Here is a 24,879-nt window from a genome sequence, read left to right as displayed (position 1 = left end):
TTGTCTCATGAGTGAAACATCTGAAACCCCCACAGTGCGGACCTCCACCGCAACTGCACCGGCCGCGGCTGCCGCCGCAGCCTACCGGGCCCCGCGCGTCTTCCAACTCGCCGCGTGGGTCGCCATCGTCGCCGGGATCGTGTTCATCGTCGCGGTCATCTTCTTCACCGGCTTCATCCTGGGCCACCGCGGCGGCCATCACGGCCACCACCACAAGCACCACCACCACGCGATGCTGCATCACCGCGGCCCCGGCGGCCCCGGTGGACCTGGTGGCGTCGCCCCGGGTGGTCCAGGCGGACCTAACGGCCCGGGTGCCACCACCGCGCCGTCGGCTCCGTCGTCGGTGCGGCCCAGTGGCATGGCCCCGGGACAGCTCCCGGCGTCCGTTTTCCACTCCGCGGCGGCCCCGAGCGTCATGGTCCTGACCAACTAGAACCCCAACCCACGAGTGGCCCGGCGCTCCCAGCGAGCGTCGGGCCACCTGTCATTGGCGGTCACCGCCGCGTCTCGATTCACAGCAATTTTGTCGCCGGGGCCTGTTACGGACATCGTGTGCGGGGCAATATGGCATGGCATGAGCGAGACACCCGAACCACACGCTGAGCCGACCCCCGCCGCCGCGGCCACTCCGCCTCCGCCGCCACCCCCGCAGCGGGTGAAGCCGCCGCGGCTCTATACGGCGGCGGCCTGGGTGGTGATCGTCGCGGGGATCGTGTTCATTCTTTCGTCGGTGTTCTTCGTCGGCGCCTTCATCTGGAAGCACCACTACCACTGCCACCATCACCACGGCATGTTCCACCCGGGCGGACCCGGGCCGGGCAACGGGCCCTGGCAGTACGGCAACCCCGGGCCAGGCAACGGACCGTGGGGACCCGGGCCCGGAAATCCCGGCCCGTGGTACGGCGGCCCCGGTGGTCCCGGACCCGACAATGGGCCCAATGGGCCCAATGGGCCGTGGGGACCCGGGCCCGGAGGCCCCGGTTTGATCGTTCCGATGCCTCCCGGCGGCCCGGGTGGGCCCGGCGGTCCGGTCTCGGGCCCCGGGATCAGCGGCCCCGGCCAGCCGACGGCTGTCAGCCCGGTTCCCGGCACACCCGCGCCGCGCCCCTGAGCTTCCCGCCACTGGGAAACGCTGGCGCACAACAGGATTGACCGTTCCTGCGCGCTCGTTTGCGGTGCCGATGCTGCACGGGGCTGACCGAACGTCCCGGCGCCTGGCATGATCGCTGCATGACCATGCGGGCTACGCAGGTTTACCGAGCCGTACTCGCCGCCGGCTTCGCGTTGGCGGGCACGGTCGCGCCTCCGGTCGCGGCCGCGCACCCCTCGGAGCCGGGCGTGGTGAACTACGCCGTCCTCGGCAAGGGGTCGGTCGGCAACATCGTCGGCGGGCCCATGGGCTGGGAGTCGGTGTTCACCCAGCCGGGACCGGGCCCCTGGGTGGATCTCCCGGAGTGCAACAACTGGGCGGACATCGGGCTTTCCGAGGTCTACGACGACCCCGATCTGGCGTCGTTCAACGGAGCCGTCACCCAGACGTCGGCGAGCGATCAAACGCACCTGGTCAAGCAGGCGGTCGGGGTGTTCGCCACCACCGACGCCGCGGCTCGGGCATTCCACCGGGTGGTGGATCGAACGGTCGGCTGTTCGGGACAGACGACCGCGATACACCTGGACAACGGCAGCACGCAGGTGTGGTCCTTCGACGGCGGGCCGGCCGGGCCTGCCGACGAGAACTGGACCAAGCAGGAGGCGGGCACCGACCGGCGGTGCTTCGATCAAACCAGGCTGCGCGAAAACGTGTTGCTGCAGGCAAAAGTGTGTCAATCGGGCAACGCCGGGCCCGCTGTGAACGTGCTAGCTGGGGCGATGCAGAACGCGCTGGGTCAATAGTCGAGCGATTGGGTATCCGTCCTTGCCGTCCACCCACGTAGCGCGGAAAGGGAATATGTCGGGGGCGTCTGATAGATGAAGCACTAGACGAAGTAGTGCCGGATATCGTTCGATTAGCTGCGCAGGGAAGCGGTCCGCAGGTGCATGGTGAGGCCTGGTCGGGCCCGAAGGGATCGTGATATGACGTTCGCGCCGATCACTGCGGCGGACTCGCGGTTGACCGGTGCCGACCCTGCCCCGGAGCTGAAGATCGCCGAACTGACCGACTCCGCGGCCGTCGCGCACTACGTCGCCGAGGGCTGTCTGGTGGACGCGCCGCTGGGGCAGGTGGGTCTGGAACTCGAGGCCCATTGCCACGACCCGGCCGCCCCACACCGCAGACCCGGCTGGGACGAAATCGCCGCGGTGCTCGACGCCCTTCCTGCGCTGCCGGGCGGCAGCAGGATCACCGTGGAACCCGGTGGCGCGGTCGAACTTTCCGGGCCGCCGGCAAACGGCGTCCTGCCCGCGATCGCGGCGATGCAACGCGACCAGGCCGTGCTGCAGCCGGCGTTCACCGACGCCGGCCTGGGCCTGGTCTTCCTCGGCGCCGACCCCCTGCGACCGCCTCAGCGCATCAACCCCGGCGCCCGGTATCGCGCCATGGAACAGTTTTTTGCCACCAGCCGCTCGGGCGAAGCGGGCGCGGCGATGATGACGTCCACCGCATCGATTCAGGTCAACGTCGACGCCGGGCCGCGCGAGGGTTGGGCGGCGCGAGTCCGCCTGGCGCATGCCTTGGGGCCCACCATGATTGCGATCACCGCCAACTCGCCGATGCTGGGCGGCGACTTCACCGGCTGGGTTTCCAGCCGCCAGCGGGTGTGGGGACAGATGGACTCGGCGCGCTGCGGCCCCATCCTGGGCGCCAGCGGCGACGACCCGGGCACCGACTGGGCGCGCTACGCGCTCAAGGCTCCGGTGATGCTGGTGCACACCCCCGACGCCGAGGCGGTCACGCATTGGGTGCCCTTCGCCGACTGGGTCGACGGCCGGGTCTTGCTCGGTGACCGCCGCCCCAGCGTCGCCGACCTGGAATACCACCTGACCACCTTGTTCCCTCCGGTCCGTCCGCGCCAGTGGCTGGAAATCCGCTATCTGGACAGCGTCCCGGACGCGTTGTGGCCCGCGGTGGTGTTCACCCTGGTGGCGCTGCTCGATGACCCGGTCGCCGCCGACGCCGCGGCCGAGGCCGTCGAACCGGTGGATACCGCCTGGGATGTCGCGGCCCGGCTCGGGCTGCGGGACCGGCGGCTCCACGCGGCCGCCAAAGCGTGCGTGGCCATCGCCGCCGAGAAGGCGCCGGCCGAACTCGGTGACGCGATGCAGCGGCTGGTCCGCCTCGTCGAACAGGGCCGGTGTCCCGGCGACGATTTCGCCGACCGGGTCATCGCCCATGGCGTCGCCGCCGAGGTCTCTCGGGAGGCGCGGGGGAGACTGTGACTTCGCCTTTTGATTCCGAGCCGCTGCGCCCGGCTGCGCCGCGCTTGCGATCGTCATGGCCTGGGGATGCCGACCCGCTGCGCCCGGCTGCGCCGCGCTTGCGATCGTCATGCCGCCAGGCCCTTGCCGACCAGTTGGCGCAAACGCGGACGCGGACGTTGCGGCTGGTCGACTTCGACGATGCCGAACTGTGCCGGCAGTACGACCCGCTGATGAGCCCGCTGGTGTGGGACCTGGCGCACATCGGCCAGCAGGAAGAGCTGTGGCTGTTGCGGGGCGGTGATCCCGCCCGCCCGTCGATGTTGTCGCCGGCCGTCGAGGGACTCTACGACGCCTTCGTGCACTCCCGCGCCAGCCGGGTCGACCTGCCGCTGCTGTCGCCGGACAAGGCTCGCGCGTACTGCCGGACGGTGCGGTCCGCGGTGTTCGACGCCCTGGACGCGCTGCCTGACGACCCCGCGGGCGACGAGGCCGCCTTCGCGTACGCGATGGTGGTCAGCCACGAAAACCAGCACGACGAAACCATGCTGCAGGCCTTGAATCTGCGCAGCGGCGCACCGCTACTACGGGACGTTTCGGTGCTGCCGCTCGGCCGCCCCGGGCTGGCCGGCACCTCGGTGCTGGTGCCCGGCGGTGAGTTCGTGCTCGGCGTGGACCCCACCGCCGAACCCTTCGCGCTGGACAACGAGCGCCCGGGCCACGTCGTCGACCTGCCCGCGTTCCGGATCGGCCGGGTCCCGGTCACCAACGGCGAATGGCGGCACTTCGTCGACGACGGCGGCTACCACCAGCCGCGCTGGTGGACGGCGCGCGGCTGGCAGCATCGCCAGGCCGCCGGCCTGACCGCGCCGCAGTTCTGGAACCCCGACGCCGCCACCCGCACCCGGTTCGGCCATGTCGAAGACATCCCCGCCGACGAACCCGTCCAGCACGTCAGCTATTTCGAGGCCGAGGCGTACGCGGCCTGGGCCGGCGCACGACTGCCCACCGAGATGGAATGGGAGAAGGCCTGCGCGTGGGACCCGTCCACCGGTACGCGTCGCCGTTATCCCTGGGGCGCCCGGGAGCCGCGCGAGGCGCTCGCCAATCTCGGCGGCACCGCTCTGCGGCCCGCGCCCGTCGGCGCCTATCCCGCCGGCGCTTCGGCGTACGGCGCCGAGCAGATGCTCGGCGATGTGTGGGAGTGGACGAGCAGCCCCCTGCGGCCCTGGCCGGGATTTGTCCCGATGCTCTACGAGCGCTATTCGCAGCCGTTCTTCGACGGCGACTACCGGGTGCTGCGCGGCGGATCGTGGGCTGTGGAGCCGGGCATCCTGCGGCCCAGCTTCCGCAACTGGGACCACCCCTACCGGCGCCAGATCTTCTCCGGCGTCCGGTTGGCCTGGGACGTTTCCGACGACGAGGAGATCGCCTGATGTGCCGGCATCTGGGGTGGCTCGGGGCCGACGTCACGGTCTCCTCCCTGGTGCTCGACCCGCCGTTCGGGCTGCGGGTGCAGGCCTACGCGCCGCGTCGCCAGAAGCACTGTCTGCTGAACGCGGACGGTTGGGGCGTCGGGTTTTTCGACGCTTCTTCGGGTGACCAGGTGCCCCGGCGCTGGCGTAGCCAGCTGCCGCTCTGGGGCGACGTGTCGTTCGAATCCGTCGCGCCGGCGCTGCGCAGCCGCTGCGTGGTGGCCGCGGTGCGCTCGGCGACCGTCGGCATGCCCATCGAAACCAGTGCGACCGCGCCGTTCACCGACGGGCAGTGGTTGTTGTCGCACAACGGAGTTGTCGACCGGGCCGTGCTGCCGGCGACGTCGCGGGCCGAATCGGTCTGCGACAGCGCGATACTGGCGGCCGTCATCTTCGAGCGTGGCCTCGACGCGCTGGGCGACACCATCGCCGAGCTCGCCGCGTCCGACCCCCGCGCCCGGTTGAACATATTGGCCGCCAACGGATCTCGCATGCTGGCGACGACTTGGGGGGACACGCTGTCCATCCTGCGTCGCCCGGACGGCGTGGTCTTGGCCAGCGAACCCTATGACAACGACTCCGACTGGGAGGACGTGCCGGACCGCCACCTCGTCGAAGTCACTGCCGGCGGCGTCACGATGATGCCGCTGGATCATCCGGAAGGGTCTTGATGACGCTGTCGCTGTCGAACCACCTCGCCGCCGACTCGGCCTACCACGCGTTACGCCGCGACGTGCTCGAAGGCCTGCAGATGACGCCGAAGTCGTTGCCGCCCAAGTGGTTCTACGATGCGGTGGGCAGCGACCTGTTCGACCAGATCACCCGGTTGCCCGAGTACTACCCGACCCGGGCCGAGGCGGAGATCCTGCGTGTGCGGGCGGCCGAGATCGCCTCGGCCAGCGAGGCCGACACCCTGGTGGAGTTGGGCAGCGGGACATCGGAGAAGACGCGGGTGCTGCTCGACGCCCTGCGCGCACGCGGTTCGCTGCGCCGGTTCGTCCCGTTCGACGTCGACGCCAGCATCCTGTCGACGGCCGCGGCGGCCATTGCGCGGGAATACTCAGGAGTCGAAATCAAGGCCGTGTGCGGCGATTTCGAAGAACACCTGACCGAGATCCCGGTCGGCGGGCGACGGCTGTTCGTGTTCCTGGGGTCGACGATCGGTAACCTCACGCCCGGACCGCGTGCGGACTTCCTCACCGCGCTGTCCGCCCAAATGCGGCCCGGCGACAGCCTGCTGCTGGGCACCGACCTGGTCAAGGACATCGAGCGGTTGGTGCGCGCCTACGACGATTCCGCCGGGGTGACGGCGGCGTTCAACCGCAATGTGCTCGCAGTGGTAAATCGGGAACTGGACGCGGATTTCGACGTCGACGCCTTCGGGCACGTGGCGCGGTGGAACCCGTCCGAGGAACGTATCGAGATGTGGTTGCGGGCCGAGCGTCGCCAGCGGGTGCGTGTCGGTGCGCTCGAGCTGATCGCGGACTTCGAGTCCGGTGAGGAGATGCTCACCGAGGTGTCGTGCAAGTTCCGCCCGGAAAAGGTGAGTGCCGAATTGGCCGCCGTGGGACTGCGGCGCACGCGGTGGTGGACCGACGGCGCGGGGGACTTCGGGTTGTCGTTGGCCGTCAAGTGACCGTCGGTGACTCGCTGGCCGACCAATGGCGGGCGGCCCGGCCACCCATGGCCGGCCTGCATCTGGACAACGCCGCCTGCTCGCGGCAGAGCCTCGCGGTGATCGAGGCCACCGCGCAGCACGCCCGCAACGAGTCCGAAGTCGGCGGGTATGTCGCGGCCGAGGCGGCTGCGCCGGTGTTCGACGCCGGGCGTGTCGCGTTCGCCGCGCTGACCGGGATGACCGACGCCGAGGTGGTGTACACCACCGGCTCGCTCAACGCCCTGGATCTGCTGTTGGGCGGCTGGCCGGCCGAGCGCCGGAAACTAGCGTGCCTGCCCGGCGAATACGGACCCAATCTTGCGGTGATGGCCGCCCACGGGTTCGATCGCCGGCTGCTGCCGACCCTGGACGACGGCCGCGTCGCGCTGGACGACGCGGCGCTGGCCCTCGACACCGACCCGCCGGACCTGGTGCACCTGACCGCGGTGGCCAGCCATAGCGGTGTGGTGCAACCGGTTTCGATGGTCGCCGAGCTGTGCCGCGAGCTGGGGCTGCCACTGGTCGTCGACGCGGCGCAAGCTCTGGGGCAGGTGGATTGCGCGGCCGGGGCCGATGCGACGTATTCCTCGTCGCGCAAGTGGATCGCCGGGCCGCGCGGTGTCGGGATGCTCGCGGTCCGCCGGGAGCTGATGGAGAGTCTGCGCCCGAGGCTGGCGGCCCCACAGTGGGCATCGGACGTCACGGTGGCCCAGCAGCTGGAATTTGGCGAAGCCAATGTGGCTGCGCGGGTGGGGTTTTCGCTGGCGCTGGGCGAGCATCTGGCATACGGGCCGGCGGCCGTCTGTGCACGTCTGGCCGCCCTCGGCGGCCTGAGCCGCACGGTGCTGGCCGACGTGGCCGGGTGGGCGGTGGTCGAGGAGGTCGAAGAACCCAGCGCCATCACGACTTTGGCGCCGACCGACGGCGCCGACCCGCAGGTGGTGCGGGATTGGTTGCTCGCCGAACGACGGATTCTGACCACATTCGTCGGCGTGCAGCGGGCGCCGCTGGAGCTGCCGGGGCCGCTGCTGCGGATCTCGCCGCACCTGGACACCACGGCCGAGGAGCTGGAGACGTTCGCCGAGGCGCTGATCGCCGCGACGGCGGTCTCGTCGACTTGAGCGCAGTGGCGATCGCGCGCGGGGCGAAGCGGGTCGCCGCCATCAGGCCTAGCCGGCCTTGTGCGCCGCCAGCAGGTAGGCCGGCATCTTTATCCGGCCCTTCTCGTCGCGATCGTGCGGCGGGAATTCGAATGGCGCATCGGGGATGTTGACGACGTTCGACAGGATGAAGGACGGGCGAATCTCGTCGACTTCCCAGTACTTGCCCACCGCGGCGCGCAGTTCGTCTTCGTCGACCTCGTTGGGCTTGGGTTCCATCTCGGCCGGGAAGGCGCCCTTGGCGAACACCAACACGAAGTAGCCGGCGCCCGGGGCTGCGGCGCGGTGGACCGAGCTCAAGTAGCCGTCGCGGCCCTCCACGGGCAGCGAGTGGAACAGCGTGCTGTCGACCACGGTGGCGAACCGTCCGTCGTAGCCGCGCAGCGACGTGATGTCGGCCTGCACGAAGCTGGCCGTGGTCAAGCCGCGCTCTTGGGCGGACTTGGTGGCCGCCGCGACGGCGGTCGGGGTGAGGTCGACACCGACCACGGTGTAACCCTGCGCGGCCAGGCTCAGTGACAGCTCGGCGACCCCACAGCCGGCATCCAGCACGTCGCTGCGGAACTTGCCGGCCGCGGCCAGCGCCGCCAGTTCCGGTTGTGGCTCACCGATATTCCACGGCGGCGGACCCTCGAAATGGGCCTGCCCGCGGTAGGCGCTGTCCCAGTCCATCACGTGATCAGACGTCATGGAATCAACCTACTCCCAGGTGTGCACCGGCTCGTTGGCGTGCATGTATTCGCAGTAGCGGCGCAACATCTCGGCCAGCGCGGCGGACCGGCTCATGCCTGCGTCCTGCAGAGCCCGCACGGTGGACACCTGCCAGGTGGCGCCGTTGCGGCCCGCGCGGGCGCGACCCTCGATCACCCCCAGGAACCGGTCGCGCACCTCGGCGTCGACGCCCCAGCGCCGCAATCCTTCGTCGGCCATCGGCAGCAACGTGTCCAGCACCAGTTCGCGGGCCGTCACCTCCTTCATCCCCGAGCGCCCGTCGGGCCAGTGCAGCCGGGCGTCGATGCCATAGCGCGCCGCCGCCAGAAAATTGGCCTCCGCCACCGCGAAATCCATGCCGGCCCACAATGGCTCGTCGGCCTCGGACAAGCTGCGCAGCATGCCGTAGAAGAAGGACGAATTCGCCAGCATGTCAACGACCGTCGGCCCGGCCGGCAACACCCGGTTTTCCAGTCGCAGATGCGGCCGCCCGTCGACCACGTCGTAGACCGGGCGGTTCCACCGGTACACGGTGCCGTTGTGCAGGCGCAGCTCGGACAGGTGCGGGGTGCGTCCGGCCGCCAGCTCGGCGACCGGATCCTCCTCGGAGACCTCCGGTAACAGCGACGGAAAGTAGCGGATGTTCTCTTGATACAGGTCGAGGACCGACGTGATCCATTGTTCGCCGAACCACACCCGAGGGCGCACGCCCTGGGCTTTCAGTTCCTCCGGCCTGGTGTCGGTGGACTGGGTGAACAGCTCGATGCGGGTTTCCGCCCAGAGTTGGTGGGAGAAGAAGTAGGGCGAGTTGGCACCCAGCGCCAGCTGCGGGCCGGCCACGATCTGTGCGGCGTTCCAGTTTGCGGCGAACGTCTCCGGGGCCAACTGCAGGTGTAATTGCATGCTGGTGCAAGCGGATTCGGGCGCTATCGTCGCGGCGTGCCAGTTCAATGGCTCGGGGCCGTCGATGTCGATGGGGAGGTCTTCGCCGCGGGCGGTGAAGATCGAGTCGTTGAGGGCGGCATACCGCGTCGACTCGCTCATCCAGTCGTGATCGAGGTGTTCGGGCATCAGCGTGGGCAGGATGCCGATCATGACGATGTGCGCACCGTCGGCGGCGCCGGCCTTGATCTCCGCCTCGTTCAGGCTGGCCCGCACCTCCGCCTCGAGATCCAGCCCGGTGTGCCCGGGCAGCGCGTGCGGCGGGACGTTGAATTCGATGTTGTAGGCGCCCAATTCGGTCTGGTACGCGGGATCGCCGATGGCGTCCAGCACGTGGCGGTTGGACATGGCCGGCTGGTAGTCGGCGTCGACCAGGTTGCACTCGATCTCCATGCCGGTGAGCGGCTGTTCGGAATCGAAGCACGACTGGGCGAGCATCGTCTCGAACACGTTCAGGCACAGCTGAACCTTGCGCCGGTATTCGCGGCGGTGTGCGCTGTCGTACGTGGTGCGCTTGACCTCTTCGCCCACACCGCAGATGCAACAGGGTTACCGCCCGTAACGCAAGTTCTCCGGCGTCGCGGTTCCGGCCTCGCGTGCGGATCGGGTAGACCATGATGGACTTTTGCCGCAAAAGTGTCGGAGCTCACGGGTGGAGGAGAGCAGTTGGCCGAGTTCGCCGAATTCGTGGCCGCCATCGACCAGGGAACGACCAGCACCCGCTGCATGATCTTCGATCACGAGGGTGCGGAGGTGGCCCGCCACCAGCTCGAGCACGAACAGATCCTGCCCCAGGCGGGCTGGGTCGAGCACGACCCGGTCGAGATCTGGGAACGCACTTCCTCGGTGCTGACCTCGGTGCTCAACCGCGCCGACTTGGTTCCGAAAAACATTGCCGCGCTGGGTATCACGAACCAGCGCGAGACGACGCTGGTCTGGAACAGCAGGACCGGACGTCCCTACTACAACGCGATCGTCTGGCAGGACACCCGTACCGACCGGATCGCGTCGGCGCTCGAACACGATGGCCGGGGCGAGGTGATCCGCCGTAAGGCGGGACTTCCGCCGGCGACGTACTTCTCCGGCGCCAAGCTGCAATGGATCTTGGAGAACGTCGACGGGGTGCGCGAGGCCGCCGAGCGTGGCGACGCGTTGTTCGGCACCCCCGACACCTGGCTGTTGTGGAATCTGACCGGGGGACCGCGGGGCGGCGTGCACGTCACCGATGTGACCAACGCGAGCCGGACCATGCTGATGAACCTGGAGACCCTGGACTGGGACGACGAGTTGCTCTCGTTCTTCGCCATTCCGCGCGCGATGCTGCCGCGGATCGGGCCGTCGTCGTCGCGGCAGCCACACGGGGTGACGATCGCGACGGGCCCCGCCGGAGGTGAGATCCCGATCACCGGCGTGCTCGGTGACCAGCACGCGGCGATGGTGGGTCAGGTATGTCTGGCCGAGGGGGAGGCGAAAAACACCTATGGCACCGGCAATTTCCTGCTGCTCAACACCGGCGAGACGATCGTGCGGTCCGACAACGGGCTGCTGACCACCGTCTGCTACCAGTTCGGGGATGCCAAACCCGTTTACGCACTTGAGGGTTCGATCGCGGTGACGGGGGCGGCCGTGCAGTGGTTGCGCGATCAGCTGGGCATCATCAGTGGCGCTGCGCAAAGCGAGGCGCTGGCCCGCCAGGTCGACGACAACGGCGGGGTGTATTTCGTCCCGGCGTTTTCCGGGTTGTTCGCGCCCTACTGGCGATCCGATGCCCGCGGCGCGATCGTGGGGCTGTCCCGGTTCAACACCAACGCGCATCTGGCGCGGGCCACGCTGGAGGCGATCTGCTACCAGAGTCGCGACGTGGTGGACGCGATGGCGGCGGATTCCGGTGTGCGCCTTGAGGTTCTGAAAGTCGACGGCGGCATCACCGGCAATGACCTGTGCATGCAGATTCAGGCTGACGTGCTGGGCGTGGACGTGGTGCGGCCGGTGGTCGCCGAGACGACCGCGCTGGGCGCGGCGTACGCGGCCGGTCTGGCCGTGGGGTTCTGGGCCGATCCGGCGGACCTGCGCGCCAACTGGCAGGAGGGCCGGCGGTGGTCGCCGGCCTGGAACGACGAGCAGCGCGCCCAGGGGTATGCGGGCTGGCGCAAGGCCGTGCAGCGAACCCTGGATTGGGTCTCCATCACCTGAGGTGACCTGATCCAGGGTCCGCCGACGGGAATCAGTCTTCGCCGAGGATGCCGTAGATCTCGCGTCGTGCGTTGTTGAGAATGTCGACGATGCGCTGCTGCTGCTCGGCGGACGCGGTGTGGGCGGACTGCCCAACCGCGCCGAACAACTGGCCGACGGCCGCGCGCAGGTTCATGTGACCCGGGTCCACGCCTTCGGTGATCTCTTCCCACGGCGGGGTCTCGATCTTCGCGGCGGCCCCGCGGCCCTCCTCGGTCAGCTCGAAAAGCTTTTTGCTGCCCGCGGTTTCGCTCGCGGTGATCAGTCCTTCGTCGTCGAGCAGTTGCAGGGTCGGGTAGACCGAGCCGGGGCTCGGCTTCCACAGCCCGTTACTGCGTTCGGCGATCTGCTGGATCATCTCGTAGCCGTGCATCGGCCGCTCGGCGAGCAGCGTCAGGATGGCCGCTCGCACGTCGCCGCGCTTGCCGCGGCCCGGCCCGCCGCGGCGCCAACCGCCGCGTCGGCCACCGGGTCCAAAGCCGAATCCGGGGCCGAATCCCGGCCCGAAACCCGGCCCGAATCCGGGACCGAACCCGAACGGGCCTTCGTGGCCGCCGGGGTGGCCGCCGCCGGCGTGGTCGCGGAGATGTTCGCGAAAGTCCCGGCGGGCCTGGCGCCGTGCCTCGTGCAGCGCGCGCCGGTCAACGGGGCCGGAGCCAAAGCCGAAGCCGATACCGGGCCGGCCGCCGAATGGTCCCTCGGGGGGAGTGAATGGGTTGCTCATCTTCTGTCCTTACGTTCGTGGGTTGCGCACCGAGCGTGCGCTTCGGAATATCACGATATATCGGAAACTAACGCGATGCAACGAGATATGTTGACAAATATCGGGTAGCGGCGATGACCTGGGGAAATCCGCGCCCCAGGGGGAGGGCCCGACCCGGTGGGCCGGTTTGCCGAGGGCGGGCGGCGGGTAGGAACTGATGGATGGACGCTAACAACAACGTGACCGTCGATCGCGGCGCCGCCGGTGCGGGTTCGTTCGGCGACCCCGATGGCGCACCGCGCCGGAACCCGTGGCCGTGGGTCAACTGGGGATTGGCACTGGCGACGGTGCCGGCCGCCGCGATCGTGATGCTGTTCGCGCTCGGCGGCGTGATGAGCACCGCCGGCTGCAGCGACCGCAGCTGCCCCAACCTGGGCCACGGCGGCATCGATTTCGGCGTCGCGTTCTACGGCGCGCCCGCGGTGGCGGTCGTCGTCATCGTCCTCTCCGTTTTCACCGCCAAACACCGCGCCGGCCTCGCGGTCCCGCTGCTCGGCTGGGCGCTGCTGATCGCCGACGTGGCCCTCATGGCGGCCAGCGTCGCCGGCTAGCGGTGCGTCTCACCGAGCGTGTGGGATACGGACGAAAAATGAGGGGGACTCGTGCCTAAGCCCCACGCTCTCGTGCCTAAGCCCCACGCTCGGCGGCCTCACGGCGCAATCCGATTCGGTTCTGGTCAGTGAGGCGGTGCGAAGCCGCCCGGTGAACCGCCGTAGTCCTGCCCCGGGGCGGGCGGCCCCGGCTGCGGCCACGGCCCCGGGTAGCCCGGCGCCGCCCCCGGCGGCATGACCGGCCACCCCGGAGGTGGTGCGACCGGGCGCAGCCGGGCCAGTTCGCGGCGGTGTCGCTCGGCGAGAACGGCGGCCAGCACCAATTCCGGCGGGGTGCCGGGCGGCGGTGGCGGCGCGATGCGGGCCACGACGTCGCCGGCGATGCGGTAAGCCATCTGCGTGCGCAGCTGGCGGTCGAGCTGCGGTGCCCGGGAAAGGAATTGGCGTGCGACTTCGGCCTGACCGACGGACAGTCCCGACAACTGCAGCGACGCGGCCCACCACGCCAGCGCCGGAGGCATCGCCGGGGGAGGCCCCAGCCGGGGTCCGCGTTCGTTGACCACCACCGTGCCGGCGAAGATGTCGCCGATCCGTTTGGCCTTGGGCGACAAGATGCTGCAGATGACCGCCGGGCTCCCGAACAGCATCCAGATTTCCACCAGCGAGGCCAGGGCGCGAAAGAGCGCCTGGCGGAAGCGTTCTGGGCCGCCGTCGTCGGACACGACGCGCAGGCCCAGGGCGATCTTGCCCACCGAACGTCCCCGCGTCGCGGTCTCGAGGATCAACGGGTAGCCCACAATTACCAGCACCGTAAATATAAGCAGGATGGCGTTACTCAACGCCGTGTCGAACTCAGTCAGGGTGGCGGCCCACAGCATCAGCCCGAGCAGGTAGCCGATCACCATGACGGCGATATCGATCAGCGCGCTCAACGTCCGGACCGGCAGCTGGGCGATCTGCACGTCCAGCACCACGGCGTCCCCGGTCACCACCTCCGACATAACTTCGAACGGTACAGGCCGGGCCGGTGCGACCGGCCGGGTTGTGCTGCGCCCGCGGGGCCGCGCCCGCCGGGCGATTAGGCTGCCCAGGGTGGACGTCGACGCATTCGTGCTGGCCCATCGCGGCACGTGGGACCGCCTCGATCGATTGACCGGCCGGCGCCGGTCGCTGTCCGGCGCGGAAATCGACGAACTCGTCGAGCTGTATCAGCGGGTGTCCACGCACCTGTCGATGCTGCGCTCGGCGTCTTCGGATTCGATGTTGGTCGGCCGGCTCTCGAGCCTGGTCGCGCGGGCGCGTTCCGCGGTGACCGGCGCCCACGCACCGCTGAGCAGTACGTTCACCCGGTTCTGGACGGTGTCCTTCCCGGTCGTCGTGTACCGCAGCTGGCGGTGGTGGCTGGCCACGGCCGCGGCGTTTTTCGCGGTCGTCGTGGTCATCGCGCTGTGGGTCGCCGGCAGTCCCGAGGTGCAGTCAGCGCTCGGAACCCCCGGTGACATCGAGCAATTGGTCAATCACGACATCGAGTCGTACTACAGCGAACATCCGGCCGCCGCGTTCGCGCTGCAGATCTGGGTGAACAATTCCTGGGTTTCCGCTCAATGCATCGCACTTTCCGTGGTGCTGGGGGTGCCCATTCCCTTTGTGCTGTTTGAGAATGCCGCCAATCTGGGCGTGATCGCCGGCCTGATGTTCCCGGCCGGCAAGGGCGGCGTGCTGTTGGGATTGCTTGCCCCGCACGGGCTGTTGGAGCTGACGGCGGTCTTCCTCTCGGGCGCGGCGGGAATGCGGCTGGGCTGGTCGGTGATCTCGCCCGGCGACCGGCCCCGGGGGCAGGTCCTCGCCGAACAGGGCCGCGCCATCGTCTCGGTGGCCGTGGGCCTGGCGGTCGTGCTCGGTGTCTCCGGGTTGATCGAGGCGCTGGTGACGCCGGCGCCGTTGCCGACTGCCGTACGGGTCGGCATCGGCATCATCGCCGAGGTGGCGTTTTTGACCTACATCGTCTACTTCGGCCGCCGTGGGGTCAGAGCCGGTGAAAGCGGGGACATCGAGGACGCGCCGGACGTGGTCCCGACAAGCTGAGCGCACCAAAGTTACAGTCGTCCGGTCGCTTTCATCGCCAGGTAGTGGTCGGCGAGGGCGGGCGCCAGTTCGGCGGGCGGGGCGTCGACGACTTCCACCCCGGTGCGGCGCAGCCGCGTGGCCATGGCGCCGCGGTCGTTGCGGGATCGTTCGGCCGCGGCGGCGTCGTATACCGCGGCGGCATCCGACCGGCCGGCGGCCATCTGATCGACCCGCGGGTCGGAGACCGCGGCCAGCAGCAGGTGATGCTTGGCCGACAGCTGCGGCAGCACGGGCAGCAGACCCTCGTCGAGGGCGGTCGGATTGAGGTCGGTCAACAGCACCACCAGTGAGCGGCGACGGGCGCGCAGTGCGATAGCGGAAGCCATTGCCCGCCAATCGGATTCGACCAGGGCGGGCTGCAGTGGCGCCATCGCGTCGACGAGCTGGGCGAGCAGCTCGGTGCGTGAGGCGCCGAAGACTCCGGCCCGGCTGACCCGGTCGTGGGCGAGGAAGTCGACATTGTCTCCCGCCCGCGACGCGAGCGCGGTCAGCAGCAGCGCGGCGTCCATCGACCAATCCAGCCGCGGCCAGCCCGCGGGATCCGAAGCGGTCGGGTCGACCCCGACACGGCCCGCCGCGGTACGGCCCGTGTCGAGCGCGATCACCACGCGCCGGTCGCGTTCGGGGCGCCAGGTGCGCACCACCACATCGGCGCGACGCGCGGTCGCGCGCCAATCGATCGAGCGCACGTCGTCACCGACGACATACTCTCGCAGCGAATCGAATTCGGTGCCCTGCCCGCGCACCAGGGTGGGCAGCAGGCCGTCGATCTCGCGGAGCCTGGCGAGCCGCGACGGCAGATGTTTGCGCGACAGGAAGGGCGGCAGGACCCGTAGCTGGCCGGGCACCGCTTGCGAACCTTGCCGTCCCGCCAAGCCCAGCGGCCCGATCGATCGCGCCGTGATCACCGTGGCGCGCTGATCGCCGCGGCGCACCGGTTCCAGCCGGGTCTGGACGAGCTGATCTTGCCCGGCGGGGATGTCCACCGGGTGCGTGCGCGGCTGCGCGCGGGCGCTGGGCGGCCACGCGTCGCGGATGTGGCCGCGGAAGCGGCGCCGGCCGTCGTTGTGGATCGACAGCTCACAATCCACCTGCTGGCCCAGCCGGGCGGAGCGATCCGGAGAGCGGGCGTAGCGCAGCCCGGCGGTGTTGGCAGCCAATCCGACGTCGACGACGACGGCGACGGCCAGCGCCACCAGCAGGGCCACGAAAGCCGTTGCTGGCCAAGGAGAAACCGCGATAGGCAGGACGCAGATCAGTGCGACCAGCCCGGTGCGTCCGGTCAGGATCACTAGCGGGGCACCGGAGCCGACGCCAGAATCCCGTCGAGCACGCCGTCGGGCGTGGCCCCTTCGAGTTCGGCTTCGGGTCGCAGCATCACGCGGTGCCGCAGCGTCGGGCGGGCCATGGCCTTCACGTCGTCGGGGGTGACGTAGTTGCGGCCCGACAGCCAGGACCAGGAGCGCGCCGTGGCCAACAGGGCGGTCGCCCCCCGGGGGGACACGCCCAGCTGCAGCGCGGGGGAGGAGCGGGTGGCCCCGACGATGTCGACGATGTAGCCGAGCACCTCGTCGGCGACCAGCACGTGTCGCACGGCGTCGCGGCCGGCGGCCAGGTCGGCCGGCCCGGCCACCGGCTTGATCGCCGACAGATCGCGGGGGTCGAAGCCGTGCGCATGCCGGTGCAGGATGGCGATCTCGGCGTCGCGCGGGGGCAGCGTCACATTCAGTTTGAGGAGAAAGCGGTCGAGTTGGGCCTCGGGCAGCTGGTAGGTGCCCTCGTACTCGACCGGATTCTGGGTCGCGGCGACGATGAAGGGGTCCGGCAGCGGCTGGGGTTCGCCCTCGACGCTGACCTGGCGCTCCTCCATCGCCTCGAGCAGCGCGGCCTGGGTCTTGGGCGGGGTGCGGTTGATCTCGTCGGCGAGCAGCAGGTTGGTGAACACCGGACCGGGCCGGAACACGAACGCGGCGGTGCGCGCGTCGTACACCAGGGAACCCGTCACGTCGCCGGGCATGAGGTCGGGGGTGAACTGCACCCGCTTGAACTCCAGCTGCAGCGCCGCGGACAGCGCGCGGACCAGCAGCGTCTTCGCCACTCCCGGAACGCCTTCCAGCAGCACATGTCCGCGGCACAGCAACGCGATCACCAGGCCGCTGACCACGCCCTCCTGCCCGACGACGGCCTTGGCGAGTTCGGCGCGCAACGCCAGCAGCGCCTCACGTGCCGATTCAGCGGTGGGGGATTCGGCGGTGGTGGGTTGCGTCACGGGTGTGCGACCTGCCTTTCGATGTCGTCGAGCGCACGGGCCAGTTGTAACAGGTCGTTGTCGGTCGTCGGCGGCGGGCCGAACAGGTGGTAAGAGACCAAACCCGGGTCGGACCCAGTGCGCTGGGCCACGGTGGACACCACCGCCGCCGGTGCAGCGCCGGCGCCCAGGCCGAGCCGCGGCAGCAGCCGCGCCAGCGTGGCCGTCCGCAGCGCCGCGGCGGCGCGATCGCGTGCGCGCCGGGACCGATACAGCCTGCCGCGACCCTCGACGGTCTCCGATGCGCGCACCACCACGGGCAGTTCCTCGGCCACCAGCGGGCCGGGCCGGCGGCCCTTCCACGCGGCGACCAGCAGCACCACCAGCGCCAGTTGCCACACGATCCAGATCACGTTGGGTGGAATCAGGTCGAATAGTGATGCCTTGGCGGAGGGTTCACCCTCGACGTGATGGGGCGCGTACCAGACGAGCCGGGGCCGGTCCCCGGCGAGGTTCATCGCCAGCGCGGCGTTGCCCGCTTGCAACAGGCTGCCGTTGGTCATGAAGTCGGTGCTGCCGACCGCGGTGATGATTCGCCCGTCGTCCCGGAAGCGGATCAGCGCGCCGTGGTAGCAGCGCGACATCGTCCGGCCGTCTTTGGACGAATAGGTATTAGTCGGGCCGAAGCGGACCGAACCGGACCGAACGGCTTCGCGCAGAGTGCAATTCGGGCCGGTGTCGAAGCCGCTGGCGCCGGACACATCCACGCCAGGCAGCAGCGCCTCGCGGACCCGCGCCGTGGGCTCCACCAGCAGCAGATCCGAACGGATCTTCGCCAGCCGGTGGGCCACGGTGTCGGTCAGGTACTGGGTCTGTGCCACCAGGACGAGCGCGTCCGGGCGCGCCGCGTGTTCGACGTCGGCGATGTTGTCGGCCACGACGACGTCGACGCCGCCGTTGCGGAGCAACTCCACCAGCGCGTGGGCGCCGTCCGGGCCGGTGGCGGCCGGGTCCATCCGCGCGCCGGGGCGTGGTGCGCTCAGATAGGCATCGACCCCGGCGACGACGGCGAGAATCAGCAGGGTGACGACCACCCAGCGCCAGGAGCGCCAGCGCCGGGGCGCGGCCCCCCGGCGGGCATCGGTGATCGTGGCCATCACCGCACCTGCGCCCACGACTCGGAGACGGCGGGCCGGCCGGTCTCCGCCGGGACGCCCTGCCAGCGGGACCGCAGATGATCGTCGAGGTCGGCGATCATCTGGTAGGCGGCCTGGGTTCCGGGCTGCTCGCCATAGGTGACGTCGTTGAAAGCCGTTGCCGATCCGGACAATTCACCGGCCAGGTGGGGCAACGCGGCACCGGCGTCGCGAGCCAGCTCGTTGGCCGTTCGGCCGGGGGCCGCCGCCAGCACACCGGTCTCCTCGAGTTGGCGGGCGACGGCGCGCAACCGGTGCCGTATCGCCGCCGCCCAATCACCCTCGGCCGCATAGCTTTCGGCCGTCGCGCGATGCTGGGCGGCCGTCAATTGCGTGGCCTCGAACAGCAGATGGTCGCCGCCGCGGCGGGCGCGCATGGTGCGCCGCGCGAGGTGGACGGCAACCACCACCGCGATCGCCAGCAGGATCAAAAGCACTGTCGCCGTGAACCATCCGCCCGGCACCGTGGAGGCCTTGTGCAGCATCCGGTAGATCAGGTCGTTGAGCCAGTCGAGGAACTGGTCGGCCGCCGAACCCTTGGAATAGATCGGCTTGTTGAGTTCGTCCTGTGCGGCTTGGTGCGCGGCATCGCGGTCGATGTCGATGGAAGGCATGCTCAGCTAGTCCTCACTCGGCCGTTACAGCGGCCGCGTGAGCCAGAGGTGGTCGGTGGACGCGGCCGCATAAGGCCCCTGGGCGGCTCCGGTCTGTAATACCAGGTCGAACGCCTCGGCACGCATCCGGCGGTCGGTGTACAGCAGGACGATGACTCCGGCGTTGAACGGGGCGGTGATGATCTCGCCGATCGCCGCCCCGACGGACAGGACCGCGGTGCTGATGAGGAAAGCCGCGCCGGAGGAGGTGATCTGGAAAAACTGGCCGGCGATGCTGAACGGCACGGCGACGGCGTTGGCGACGATGGAGGCCACCAGGAAGGTGAGCGTGCGGATGCCCAGCACCCGCCAGAAGCCGTTGCGGATCAGCTTGAACGAACGGGTGACCGCGTCGAGCACGGGCAGCCGCTCCAGCACGATCAGCACCGGGGCGAACAGCACCACGGTGTACAGGTACACCAGCGCCGCAAGGACGACCAGCAGCAGCGGGATGCCGAGCACGACGGCCGCCGCGGCGTTACCGATCGCGGCCAGCACACCGATGATCACCGCGACCAGTCCGGCAAGGGCCGCCACCACGACGGCCTCCAGCACGGCCAGCCCGAGCAAGGCGAGCAGTCGCCCGCGGATCTTGGCCCAGGTTTCACCGATGGTGATCGGCGACCCGAACACCGCCCGGCCGACGATGACGGTGAGCATCCCGGACAGCAGCATCCCGCCCAGCCAGCCGACGAGGAGGCCGGCCCCCACCGACGCCGTCCAGGCGCCCAGGACCCCCGCGGTCAGGGCGTCGGGGTCGTCGCTGGTGAACCGGCCGTGGGCGGCCAACGGCCCGAAGAAGGCGACCTTGGTGATGATCTGCATGACCACCACGACGATCGCGGTCAGGCCCAGGGTCGCTTTCGGGTTGGCGCGGATGTAGCCGACCGCGCCGTTGAAGATGTCGCCGAGGGTCAGCGGCCGCAGCGGGATGATGCCGGGTTTGACCGTTCCGTAGCCCGCCGGCGGGCCGAAGGTGGGCGGGGGCCCGTAGCCCGGCGGCGGTCCGTAGCCGGGCGGCGGTCCGTAGCCGGGTGGGGGCGGATAACCGGGCGGGGGACCGTAGGGCGGGTAAGCCGGGGGTGGGCCATATTGAGGTGGCGGGCCGGATGCCGGCGGCGGGCCTACCGGATAACCAGGCGGCGGCGCGCTCACCGAACGCCGGGGCCTTGAAAACCAGCTCCGCAGCCGGGCGCGTCGATCGTCATGGGCTCCATCCTGTCGGCGGTCGTGGCATTTCACAATGCTGACCGCGTTCGCCCGCGTTGACCGCGTTGACCCCCGCGCCCGCGTAGCGTCTCAGACATGGCGGAACTCAAATCCCGGCTCCGGACGGACCTGACGGCGGCGATGAAGGCCCGGGACAAGCTGCGAACGGCCACCCTGCGCATGCTGCTGGCCGCGATCCAAACCGAGGAAGTGTCCGGTAAGCAGGCCAAAGACCTCACCGACGACGAGGTCATCAAGGTGCTGGCCAAGGAATCCCGCAAACGCGGCGAATCCGCGGAGATCTACACCCAGAACGGGCGCGGAGATCTCGCCGCCAACGAGCACGCCGAGGCCCGGATCATCGACGAGTACCTGCCCACCCCGCTGACCGAGGCGGAGGTGGCCGACGTTGCCGACACCGCGATCGCGCAGGTAGCCGAGGAAATCGGCGAGCGCCCGAGCATGAAACAGATGGGCATGGTGATGAAGGCCGCCACCGCGATCGCGGCCGGCAAGGCCGACGGCGCGCGCTTGTCGGCCGCCGTCAAAGAGCGCCTGTAGCCGGACCGATCGGATGGTGTCGTTTGCCCTCGGGGCGGCCGGGTACCCAATTGCGCATGACCAATTTTGGCTACACTTTGATGACCGAGCAGAGTGGACCCAAAGAGCTTGTCCAGTATGCCATTTCGGCTGAACAGCGCGGTTTCGACTTCCACGTCTGCAGTGACCACTTTTCACCGTGGCTCACTTCTCAGGGACACGCGCCCAACGCCTGGGCGGTTTTGGGTGCGGTGGCGCAGGCCACCGAACGGGTAGACCTCTACACCTATGTGACGTGCCCGACGATGCGGTATCACCCGGCCATCGTCGCCCAGCAGGCCGCCACCGTGCAGATCCTGTCCGACGGACGGTTCACCCTGGGTCTGGGCAGCGGCGAAAATCTCAACGAGCACGTCGTCGGCAAGGGTTGGCCGGCCGTCACCCGTCGGCAGGACATGCTGCGTGAGGCCATCAAGATCATCCGGGAACTGTTCGGCGGGCAGCTGGTGGACTTCACCGGCGACTATTTCCAGGTCGACTCCGCCCGGTTGTGGGATGTGCCCGACATCCCGGTCGGCATCGGGGTGGCCATCGGCGGCACCAAGGCGATCGACAAGTTCGCCAAGTTGGCCGACCACCTGATCGCCACGGAGCCCAAGGCGGAACTCGTCCACGGCTGGCACGGGGCCCGGCAGGCCGCCAACCTCGCCGGCGGCGGGCGGGTCATCGGCCAGATACCGGTGTGCTGGGACCCCGACCGCGACACCGCGGTCAAACGCGCGCACGACCAGTTCCGCTGGTTTGCCGGCGGCTGGAAGGTGAACGCCGACCTGCCGACCCCCGCCGGCTTCGCCGGCGCCACCCAATTCGTGCGCCCCGAAGACGTCGCCGACACCATTCCCTGCGGCCCCGACCTCGACGCGATCGTCGAGAGCGTCCGACCCTACTGGGAAGCCGGGTTCACCGACATCGCGCTGATCCAGATCGGCGGGGAAACTCAGGAGAGGTTCCTCAAAGAGGCCGCCGAGCCGCTGCTGGCCGCGCTGCGCGAGGCAGCAAACTGATCGGCGGGAACGATGATGAGCGACCAATCAGACGGCACGACAGCCACATTGGTCAAGGCACTCGCCGGTGTCAGCTTCGCCCTGGGGATCAGCGAACTCGTGGCCCCGAGCGCAGTGGCTGCTATCGCGGGGGTGGACGACACCGCCCGGTCGCGGCGGGTGATCCGTGCGCTCGGGGTGCGCGAGTGCGGTCACGGCGCGGCACTGCTCGGCGGACCCGACAAGCTTTTATGGACACGTGTGGCGGGTGATGTCCTCGATATGGCCCTGTTGGTCGCGGGTGTCGCCGCGCGCGGCCCTGGGCGGCGACGGCAGGGCACCATCTGCGCCGCCGCCCTTTCCGGGATCGCCGGCCTCGACCTCTACACGGCGTTGCGAACACTTTGATCCGACGCGAAGCGTCGATCGCAGGAAGGAAAACGGCGATGTCAAACGAATTGCAAGGCAGGAAGATAGCGTTTCTCGCGGCCGACGGCGTGGAAAAGGTTGAGCTCGAAACGCCGCGCGCGGCGCTGCAGGAGGCCGGAGCTCAAGTCGAGGTGCTGTCGCTCAAGGACGGCGAAATCCAGGCGCGCAACCACGATCTCGAACCCGCCGGGACCTTCGCCGTCGACCGGAAAGTGTCCGAGGCGTTGGTGGACCAATTCGACGGCCTGGTGCTTCCGGGCGGCACCGTGAACCCGGACAAGCTGCGCCTCGACGACGATGCCGTTTCGTTCGTCCGTGATTTCGTCGATTCGGGCAAACCGGTGGCGGCCATCTGCCATGGCCCCTGGACACTGGTGGAAGCCGGTGTGGCAGTGGGTCGGACGCTGACGTCCTACCCGAGCATCCGTACGGATCTGCGTAACGCGGGCGCCCACGTAAAAGACGAAGAGGTCGTCATCGACGGCAATTTGATCACCAGCCGCTCGCCGTCGGACCTCCCGGCCTTCTGCGCGGCGATCCTTGAGCAGTTTGCCCGCGCGGCGGCGGGGTAGCCGTGGCGACTTTACGGCCGGTCGGTTTGAATGCGCTGGTTTGCGGGCATTATCCCGCCAGGCCGTGATCAGCGGCGATTCGTATAGGGGTTCTCGAAAGGCCAACCGTGACGACCACATATCCCGAGCCCACTGTCTTGCCCGCCCGCAACGTGTATCAGCCACAGGAGGATTCCAGGCTGCTGGTCGACGTGATGCACGACACCGGTCTGATTCCGGGGCGGCGCGTTCTGGATCTGTGCACGGGGAGCGGTTTCGTCGCGATCGCGGCGGCGGCCATGGGCTGCGCCGACGCGACGGCCTTCGACATCTGCCCACAGGCCGTTCGCTGCGCCCGGGAAAACGCCGAGGCCGCGGGTGTCGAGGTCGACGTTCGCGAGGGGTCGTGGGTAGCGGCGGTGGAGTGCGCGCCGTTCGACGTCGTGGTGTCGAATCCGCCCTATGTGCCGACTCCCCCGGGTGCCGAGCTGGAAGAGATCTGCCCCGCCGCCGGGCCGTCGTGGGCGTGGAATGCCGGCCAGGACGGCCGCCTGATCCTTGACCCGCTGTGCGAGTCGGCGCCGAAGTTGTTGCGCGACGGCGGATCCCTGCTGCTGGTGCACTCAGCGCTTGCCGGTGTCCAACAGTCGCTCGATTCCCTCAAGTGGGCCGGTATGGACGCGGAAGTTATTGCCTCGAAATGGATTCCGTTCGGGCCGGTGATGACATCGCGGGCGCGGTGGTTGGAAGATGTCGGCCTGATACCGCGCGGACGCCGCGAAGAGGAACTGATCGTGATCCGGGCCGAAAAGCGATGAGTCCCACCCGGGTTCAGGTGGTCCCCAACGGGCCGGTGCTGGTATCGGGCCCGGTGCGCATTGAAATGCCCGGCGGCGAGGTCGTCGAGTCCGACCGTTTCATGGTGGCGATCTGTACCTGCCGGCGCAGCGGCAGGTACCCCTTGTGCGACACGAGCCACCGCCGATGCAAGCGCCTCAACAAGACGAGTGCTACGGCAGCGGCTGCCGCAACGACGTCTGATCCTGCTTCCACGACTCCATAATCGTTTCCGCCAAGCGGTTTTCGACCGCGGCATGTGCGCGGATGCCGAAAATGACGTCCTGCTCGAGCCCCGGCTCCCTCGCGACGAGGTCGCCGACGACATCGCTGCGCACGACGTGTTCGTGCACGGCGTCGGCCTCGACGTGCTCGCTGTAGAACTCGATGCAGTCCGGCGGCGCCTGCAAACGCTCCAAAGCCTGCACCATGCGCTGGGATCCGGGCGGGGAGGTGATCTCGGTCGACGCGAAGTGCCCGATCGCGGCGCCGCGCAACGAGCGGTGCAGTCCGAACAGCGACATCAGATTGACCACCGCCAGCGATTCGGCGGGAACGGCGTCAATGTAACCCCAATACGTCGCGTCCAGCCCGGCAGCCGCCAGCAGATCGGCGAACAGCTGCTGATGCAGTCGCGGGCCCTGCCCGGCGCCGTACTCGTCGAACTCCACCGCCACGAAGGCCGCTTTGGCGGTGCCCGTCAGGCGGGGAATGGCCCAGGCGTGCGGATCGCCCTCTTTGAGGTGATACAGCGAGCGGTGCACGAAATATTCGCACATCTGTTGCCACGTTCCGGTGTCCCGCAGGAAGTACGACGGTCCGGTGCCGTCGACGGGTTCGAGCGAAATCGCTTCCATTTCGGCCGCCGCCGTCTGATCGGGCTCGATGGGCCCGACGTCGCGGCGCACACCGGCCAGGAAGACGCGCTCCAGTTCGGCGCGCAGCGCCAATAGCGCCGGATTCCACTCCCACGCGGGGTCGACACCGGCGAAACCGCGGTAGTGCAGCTCGTAGCACACCGACAGCGCCAGCTGTAGATCCAGACCGTAGGGGTCCGAATCGCGCACGGAGGCGCCGATGCGCGCGAAATGGTCTACGGACGGCGGGCCCGCCAGCGCGCAACGAACGGCTGTCGACAGGGGCCCGTGTGCCGCTGGCAGGACGGGTTCAGTCATGGTCGATGTGCGGGTCACGCCGG

The 24,879-nt window shown here is 69.3% G+C and carries 27 protein-coding genes; 17 read left to right on the top strand and 10 right to left on the bottom strand.

The annotated features are described in order from the left end of the window. Positions 1-34 precede the first annotated feature (34 nt). From ACZ50Z_RS18645 to egtE, 8 genes are all read left to right on the top strand, one after another. Positions 35-436, top strand: coding sequence for a hypothetical protein (locus ACZ50Z_RS18645; protein ID WP_464486308.1), 402 nt, complete (start codon positions 35-37; stop codon positions 434-436). Between the two features lie 141 nt (positions 437-577). Next, the gene (locus tag ACZ50Z_RS18640) at positions 578-1,114 is read left to right on the top strand and encodes a hypothetical protein (RefSeq protein WP_464484864.1); all 537 of its coding nucleotides are present in this window, start codon (positions 578-580) and stop codon (positions 1,112-1,114) included. Positions 1,115-1,233: 119 nt separating this feature from the next. Beyond that, positions 1,234-1,896 carry a sensor domain-containing protein gene (locus ACZ50Z_RS18635; protein WP_464484863.1) on the top strand — a complete coding sequence of 221 codons (663 nt, stop codon included), beginning with the start codon at positions 1,234-1,236 and terminating at the stop codon, positions 1,894-1,896. A 180-nt stretch (positions 1,897-2,076) separates the two neighbouring features. After that, positions 2,077-3,378, top strand: coding sequence for an ergothioneine biosynthesis glutamate--cysteine ligase EgtA (egtA, locus tag ACZ50Z_RS18630; RefSeq protein WP_464484862.1), 1,302 nt, complete (start codon positions 2,077-2,079; stop codon positions 3,376-3,378). 98 nt (positions 3,379-3,476) lie between these two features. Further along, positions 3,477-4,793, top strand: coding sequence for an ergothioneine biosynthesis protein EgtB (egtB, locus tag ACZ50Z_RS18625; RefSeq protein WP_464484861.1), 1,317 nt, complete (start codon positions 3,477-3,479; stop codon positions 4,791-4,793). Continuing rightward, positions 4,793-5,503, top strand: coding sequence for an ergothioneine biosynthesis protein EgtC (egtC, locus tag ACZ50Z_RS18620; RefSeq protein WP_464484860.1), 711 nt, complete (start codon positions 4,793-4,795; stop codon positions 5,501-5,503). Before egtB ends, egtC begins: the two co-directional genes overlap by 1 nt. Next, entirely contained in the window at positions 5,503-6,468 is a 966-nt protein-coding gene (egtD, locus tag ACZ50Z_RS18615) for an L-histidine N(alpha)-methyltransferase (RefSeq protein ID WP_464484859.1), read from the top strand. Before egtC ends, egtD begins: the two co-directional genes overlap by 1 nt. A 47-nt stretch (positions 6,469-6,515) precedes the next feature. After that, the gene (gene egtE, locus ACZ50Z_RS18610) at positions 6,516-7,610 is read left to right on the top strand and encodes an ergothioneine biosynthesis PLP-dependent enzyme EgtE (RefSeq protein WP_464486307.1); all 1,095 of its coding nucleotides are present in this window, start codon (positions 6,516-6,518) and stop codon (positions 7,608-7,610) included. Positions 7,611-7,658: 48 nt separating this feature from the next. On the opposite strand, the gene ACZ50Z_RS18605 is transcribed toward egtE, so the two are convergent. Both ACZ50Z_RS18605 and ACZ50Z_RS18600 read right to left on the bottom strand, forming a co-directional pair. Continuing rightward, on the bottom strand, positions 7,659-8,339 hold the full coding sequence (locus tag ACZ50Z_RS18605; protein WP_464484858.1) for a class I SAM-dependent methyltransferase: 681 nt from the start codon (positions 8,337-8,339) through the stop codon (positions 7,659-7,661). Between the two features lie 9 nt (positions 8,340-8,348). Then, complete coding sequence (locus ACZ50Z_RS18600; RefSeq protein WP_464484857.1) at positions 8,349-9,833, bottom strand: glutamate-cysteine ligase family protein; 1,485 nt, start codon at positions 9,831-9,833, stop codon at positions 8,349-8,351. Between the two features lie 135 nt (positions 9,834-9,968). Between ACZ50Z_RS18600 and glpK the strand changes: the two genes are divergently transcribed. Further along, positions 9,969-11,495 carry a glycerol kinase GlpK gene (glpK, locus tag ACZ50Z_RS18595; RefSeq protein ID WP_464484856.1) on the top strand — a complete coding sequence of 509 codons (1,527 nt, stop codon included), beginning with the start codon at positions 9,969-9,971 and terminating at the stop codon, positions 11,493-11,495. Between the two features lie 31 nt (positions 11,496-11,526). On the opposite strand, the gene ACZ50Z_RS18590 is transcribed toward glpK, so the two are convergent. Beyond that, positions 11,527-12,258, bottom strand: coding sequence for a PadR family transcriptional regulator (locus tag ACZ50Z_RS18590; protein ID WP_464484855.1), 732 nt, complete (start codon positions 12,256-12,258; stop codon positions 11,527-11,529). A gap of 200 nt (positions 12,259-12,458) precedes the next feature. Between ACZ50Z_RS18590 and ACZ50Z_RS18585 the strand changes: the two genes are divergently transcribed. Continuing rightward, positions 12,459-12,848 (top strand): hypothetical protein, encoded by a 390-nt coding sequence (locus ACZ50Z_RS18585; RefSeq protein WP_464484854.1) that lies wholly within the window; start codon positions 12,459-12,461, stop codon positions 12,846-12,848. A gap of 125 nt (positions 12,849-12,973) precedes the next feature. On the opposite strand, the gene ACZ50Z_RS18580 is transcribed toward ACZ50Z_RS18585, so the two are convergent. Then, the gene (locus ACZ50Z_RS18580; protein ID WP_464484853.1) at positions 12,974-13,849 is read right to left on the bottom strand and encodes an RDD family protein; all 876 of its coding nucleotides are present in this window, start codon (positions 13,847-13,849) and stop codon (positions 12,974-12,976) included. Between the two features lie 91 nt (positions 13,850-13,940). Here ACZ50Z_RS18580 and ACZ50Z_RS18575 point away from each other — a divergent pair, with 91 nt between their 5' ends. After that, positions 13,941-14,933, top strand: coding sequence for a stage II sporulation protein M (locus ACZ50Z_RS18575; RefSeq protein ID WP_464484852.1), 993 nt, complete (start codon positions 13,941-13,943; stop codon positions 14,931-14,933). An 11-nt stretch (positions 14,934-14,944) separates the two neighbouring features. Here ACZ50Z_RS18575 and ACZ50Z_RS18570 read toward each other — a convergent pair whose 3' ends face one another. From ACZ50Z_RS18570 to ACZ50Z_RS18550, 5 genes are read right to left on the bottom strand one after another with little or no spacing between them, the layout of a single operon-like run. Continuing rightward, the gene (locus ACZ50Z_RS18570) at positions 14,945-16,267 is read right to left on the bottom strand and encodes a DUF58 domain-containing protein (protein ID WP_464484851.1); all 1,323 of its coding nucleotides are present in this window, start codon (positions 16,265-16,267) and stop codon (positions 14,945-14,947) included. Continuing rightward, the gene (locus ACZ50Z_RS18565) at positions 16,267-17,244 is read right to left on the bottom strand and encodes an AAA family ATPase (protein ID WP_464484850.1); all 978 of its coding nucleotides are present in this window, start codon (positions 17,242-17,244) and stop codon (positions 16,267-16,269) included. Before ACZ50Z_RS18565 ends, ACZ50Z_RS18570 begins: the two co-directional genes overlap by 1 nt. Further along, positions 17,241-18,380 (bottom strand): DUF4350 domain-containing protein, encoded by a 1,140-nt coding sequence (locus ACZ50Z_RS18560; RefSeq protein ID WP_464484849.1) that lies wholly within the window; start codon positions 18,378-18,380, stop codon positions 17,241-17,243. Before ACZ50Z_RS18560 ends, ACZ50Z_RS18565 begins: the two co-directional genes overlap by 4 nt. After that, positions 18,380-19,033 carry a DUF4129 domain-containing protein gene (locus tag ACZ50Z_RS18555; protein WP_464484848.1) on the bottom strand — a complete coding sequence of 218 codons (654 nt, stop codon included), beginning with the start codon at positions 19,031-19,033 and terminating at the stop codon, positions 18,380-18,382. The genes ACZ50Z_RS18560 and ACZ50Z_RS18555 overlap by 1 nt, the downstream gene beginning before the upstream one ends. Before the next feature lie 24 nt (positions 19,034-19,057). Beyond that, positions 19,058-20,227 carry a DUF7847 domain-containing protein gene (locus tag ACZ50Z_RS18550; RefSeq protein ID WP_464484847.1) on the bottom strand — a complete coding sequence of 390 codons (1,170 nt, stop codon included), beginning with the start codon at positions 20,225-20,227 and terminating at the stop codon, positions 19,058-19,060. Between the two features lie 150 nt (positions 20,228-20,377). On the opposite strand from ACZ50Z_RS18550, the gene ACZ50Z_RS18545 reads away from it, so the two are divergent. The 6 genes from ACZ50Z_RS18545 to ACZ50Z_RS18520 all read left to right on the top strand — a co-directional run bounded on the left by ACZ50Z_RS18545 (position 20,378) and on the right by ACZ50Z_RS18520 (position 23,907). Continuing rightward, entirely contained in the window at positions 20,378-20,842 is a 465-nt protein-coding gene (locus tag ACZ50Z_RS18545) for a GatB/YqeY domain-containing protein (protein WP_464484846.1), read from the top strand. A gap of 56 nt (positions 20,843-20,898) precedes the next feature. After that, positions 20,899-21,885 carry an LLM class F420-dependent oxidoreductase gene (locus ACZ50Z_RS18540; RefSeq protein ID WP_464484845.1) on the top strand — a complete coding sequence of 329 codons (987 nt, stop codon included), beginning with the start codon at positions 20,899-20,901 and terminating at the stop codon, positions 21,883-21,885. A 12-nt stretch (positions 21,886-21,897) separates the two neighbouring features. Further along, positions 21,898-22,272, top strand: a complete 375-nt coding sequence (locus ACZ50Z_RS18535) for a malate dehydrogenase (protein ID WP_464484844.1) — start codon at positions 21,898-21,900, stop codon at positions 22,270-22,272. 38 nt (positions 22,273-22,310) lie between these two features. Next, positions 22,311-22,865 carry a type 1 glutamine amidotransferase domain-containing protein gene (locus ACZ50Z_RS18530; RefSeq protein WP_464486306.1) on the top strand — a complete coding sequence of 185 codons (555 nt, stop codon included), beginning with the start codon at positions 22,311-22,313 and terminating at the stop codon, positions 22,863-22,865. A gap of 107 nt (positions 22,866-22,972) precedes the next feature. Beyond that, the gene (locus ACZ50Z_RS18525; RefSeq protein ID WP_464484843.1) at positions 22,973-23,662 is read left to right on the top strand and encodes a HemK2/MTQ2 family protein methyltransferase; all 690 of its coding nucleotides are present in this window, start codon (positions 22,973-22,975) and stop codon (positions 23,660-23,662) included. Next, positions 23,659-23,907 carry a CDGSH iron-sulfur domain-containing protein gene (locus ACZ50Z_RS18520; protein WP_464484842.1) on the top strand — a complete coding sequence of 83 codons (249 nt, stop codon included), beginning with the start codon at positions 23,659-23,661 and terminating at the stop codon, positions 23,905-23,907. Before ACZ50Z_RS18525 ends, ACZ50Z_RS18520 begins: the two co-directional genes overlap by 4 nt. On the opposite strand, the gene ACZ50Z_RS18515 is transcribed toward ACZ50Z_RS18520, so the two are convergent. Further along, positions 23,855-24,856 (bottom strand): iron-containing redox enzyme family protein, encoded by a 1,002-nt coding sequence (locus ACZ50Z_RS18515; protein WP_464484841.1) that lies wholly within the window; start codon positions 24,854-24,856, stop codon positions 23,855-23,857. The genes ACZ50Z_RS18520 and ACZ50Z_RS18515 overlap by 53 nt on opposite strands. Positions 24,857-24,879: the final 23 nt, after the last annotated feature.

The sequence above is a fragment of the Mycobacterium sp. NTMscope_MAC_269 genome (assembly GCF_976985695.1).
Note: the sequence above shows the minus strand (reverse complement) of the source record. Positions and strands in the feature narration are given on the sequence as shown.

What these genes read in the sequence shown, in the direction of transcription:
- ACZ50Z_RS18640 (WP_464484864.1), top strand. Translation starts at nt 578, where the DNA reads ATGAGCGAGACACCCGAACCACACGCTGAGCCGACCCCCGCCGCCGCG.
- ACZ50Z_RS18635 (WP_464484863.1), top strand. Translation starts at nt 1,234, where the DNA reads ATGACCATGCGGGCTACGCAGGTTTACCGAGCCGTACTCGCCGCCGGC.
- egtA (WP_464484862.1), top strand. Translation starts at nt 2,077, where the DNA reads ATGACGTTCGCGCCGATCACTGCGGCGGACTCGCGGTTGACCGGTGCC.
- egtC (WP_464484860.1), top strand. Translation starts at nt 4,793, where the DNA reads ATGTGCCGGCATCTGGGGTGGCTCGGGGCCGACGTCACGGTCTCCTCC.
- egtD (WP_464484859.1), top strand. Translation starts at nt 5,503, where the DNA reads ATGACGCTGTCGCTGTCGAACCACCTCGCCGCCGACTCGGCCTACCAC.
- egtE (WP_464486307.1), top strand. Translation starts at nt 6,516, where the DNA reads ATGGCCGGCCTGCATCTGGACAACGCCGCCTGCTCGCGGCAGAGCCTC.
- ACZ50Z_RS18605 (WP_464484858.1), bottom strand. Translation starts at nt 8,339, where the DNA reads ATGACGTCTGATCACGTGATGGACTGGGACAGCGCCTACCGCGGGCAG.
- ACZ50Z_RS18590 (WP_464484855.1), bottom strand. Translation starts at nt 12,258, where the DNA reads ATGAGCAACCCATTCACTCCCCCCGAGGGACCATTCGGCGGCCGGCCC.
- ACZ50Z_RS18585 (WP_464484854.1), top strand. Translation starts at nt 12,459, where the DNA reads ATGGACGCTAACAACAACGTGACCGTCGATCGCGGCGCCGCCGGTGCG.
- ACZ50Z_RS18580 (WP_464484853.1), bottom strand. Translation starts at nt 13,849, where the DNA reads ATGTCGGAGGTGGTGACCGGGGACGCCGTGGTGCTGGACGTGCAGATC.
- ACZ50Z_RS18560 (WP_464484849.1), bottom strand. Translation starts at nt 18,380, where the DNA reads ATGGCCACGATCACCGATGCCCGCCGGGGGGCCGCGCCCCGGCGCTGG.
- ACZ50Z_RS18555 (WP_464484848.1), bottom strand. Translation starts at nt 19,033, where the DNA reads ATGCCTTCCATCGACATCGACCGCGATGCCGCGCACCAAGCCGCACAG.
- ACZ50Z_RS18545 (WP_464484846.1), top strand. Translation starts at nt 20,378, where the DNA reads ATGGCGGAACTCAAATCCCGGCTCCGGACGGACCTGACGGCGGCGATG.
- ACZ50Z_RS18540 (WP_464484845.1), top strand. Translation starts at nt 20,899, where the DNA reads ATGACCAATTTTGGCTACACTTTGATGACCGAGCAGAGTGGACCCAAA.
- ACZ50Z_RS18535 (WP_464484844.1), top strand. Translation starts at nt 21,898, where the DNA reads ATGATGAGCGACCAATCAGACGGCACGACAGCCACATTGGTCAAGGCA.
- ACZ50Z_RS18530 (WP_464486306.1), top strand. Translation starts at nt 22,311, where the DNA reads ATGTCAAACGAATTGCAAGGCAGGAAGATAGCGTTTCTCGCGGCCGAC.
- ACZ50Z_RS18520 (WP_464484842.1), top strand. Translation starts at nt 23,659, where the DNA reads ATGAGTCCCACCCGGGTTCAGGTGGTCCCCAACGGGCCGGTGCTGGTA.
- ACZ50Z_RS18515 (WP_464484841.1), bottom strand. Translation starts at nt 24,856, where the DNA reads ATGACTGAACCCGTCCTGCCAGCGGCACACGGGCCCCTGTCGACAGCC.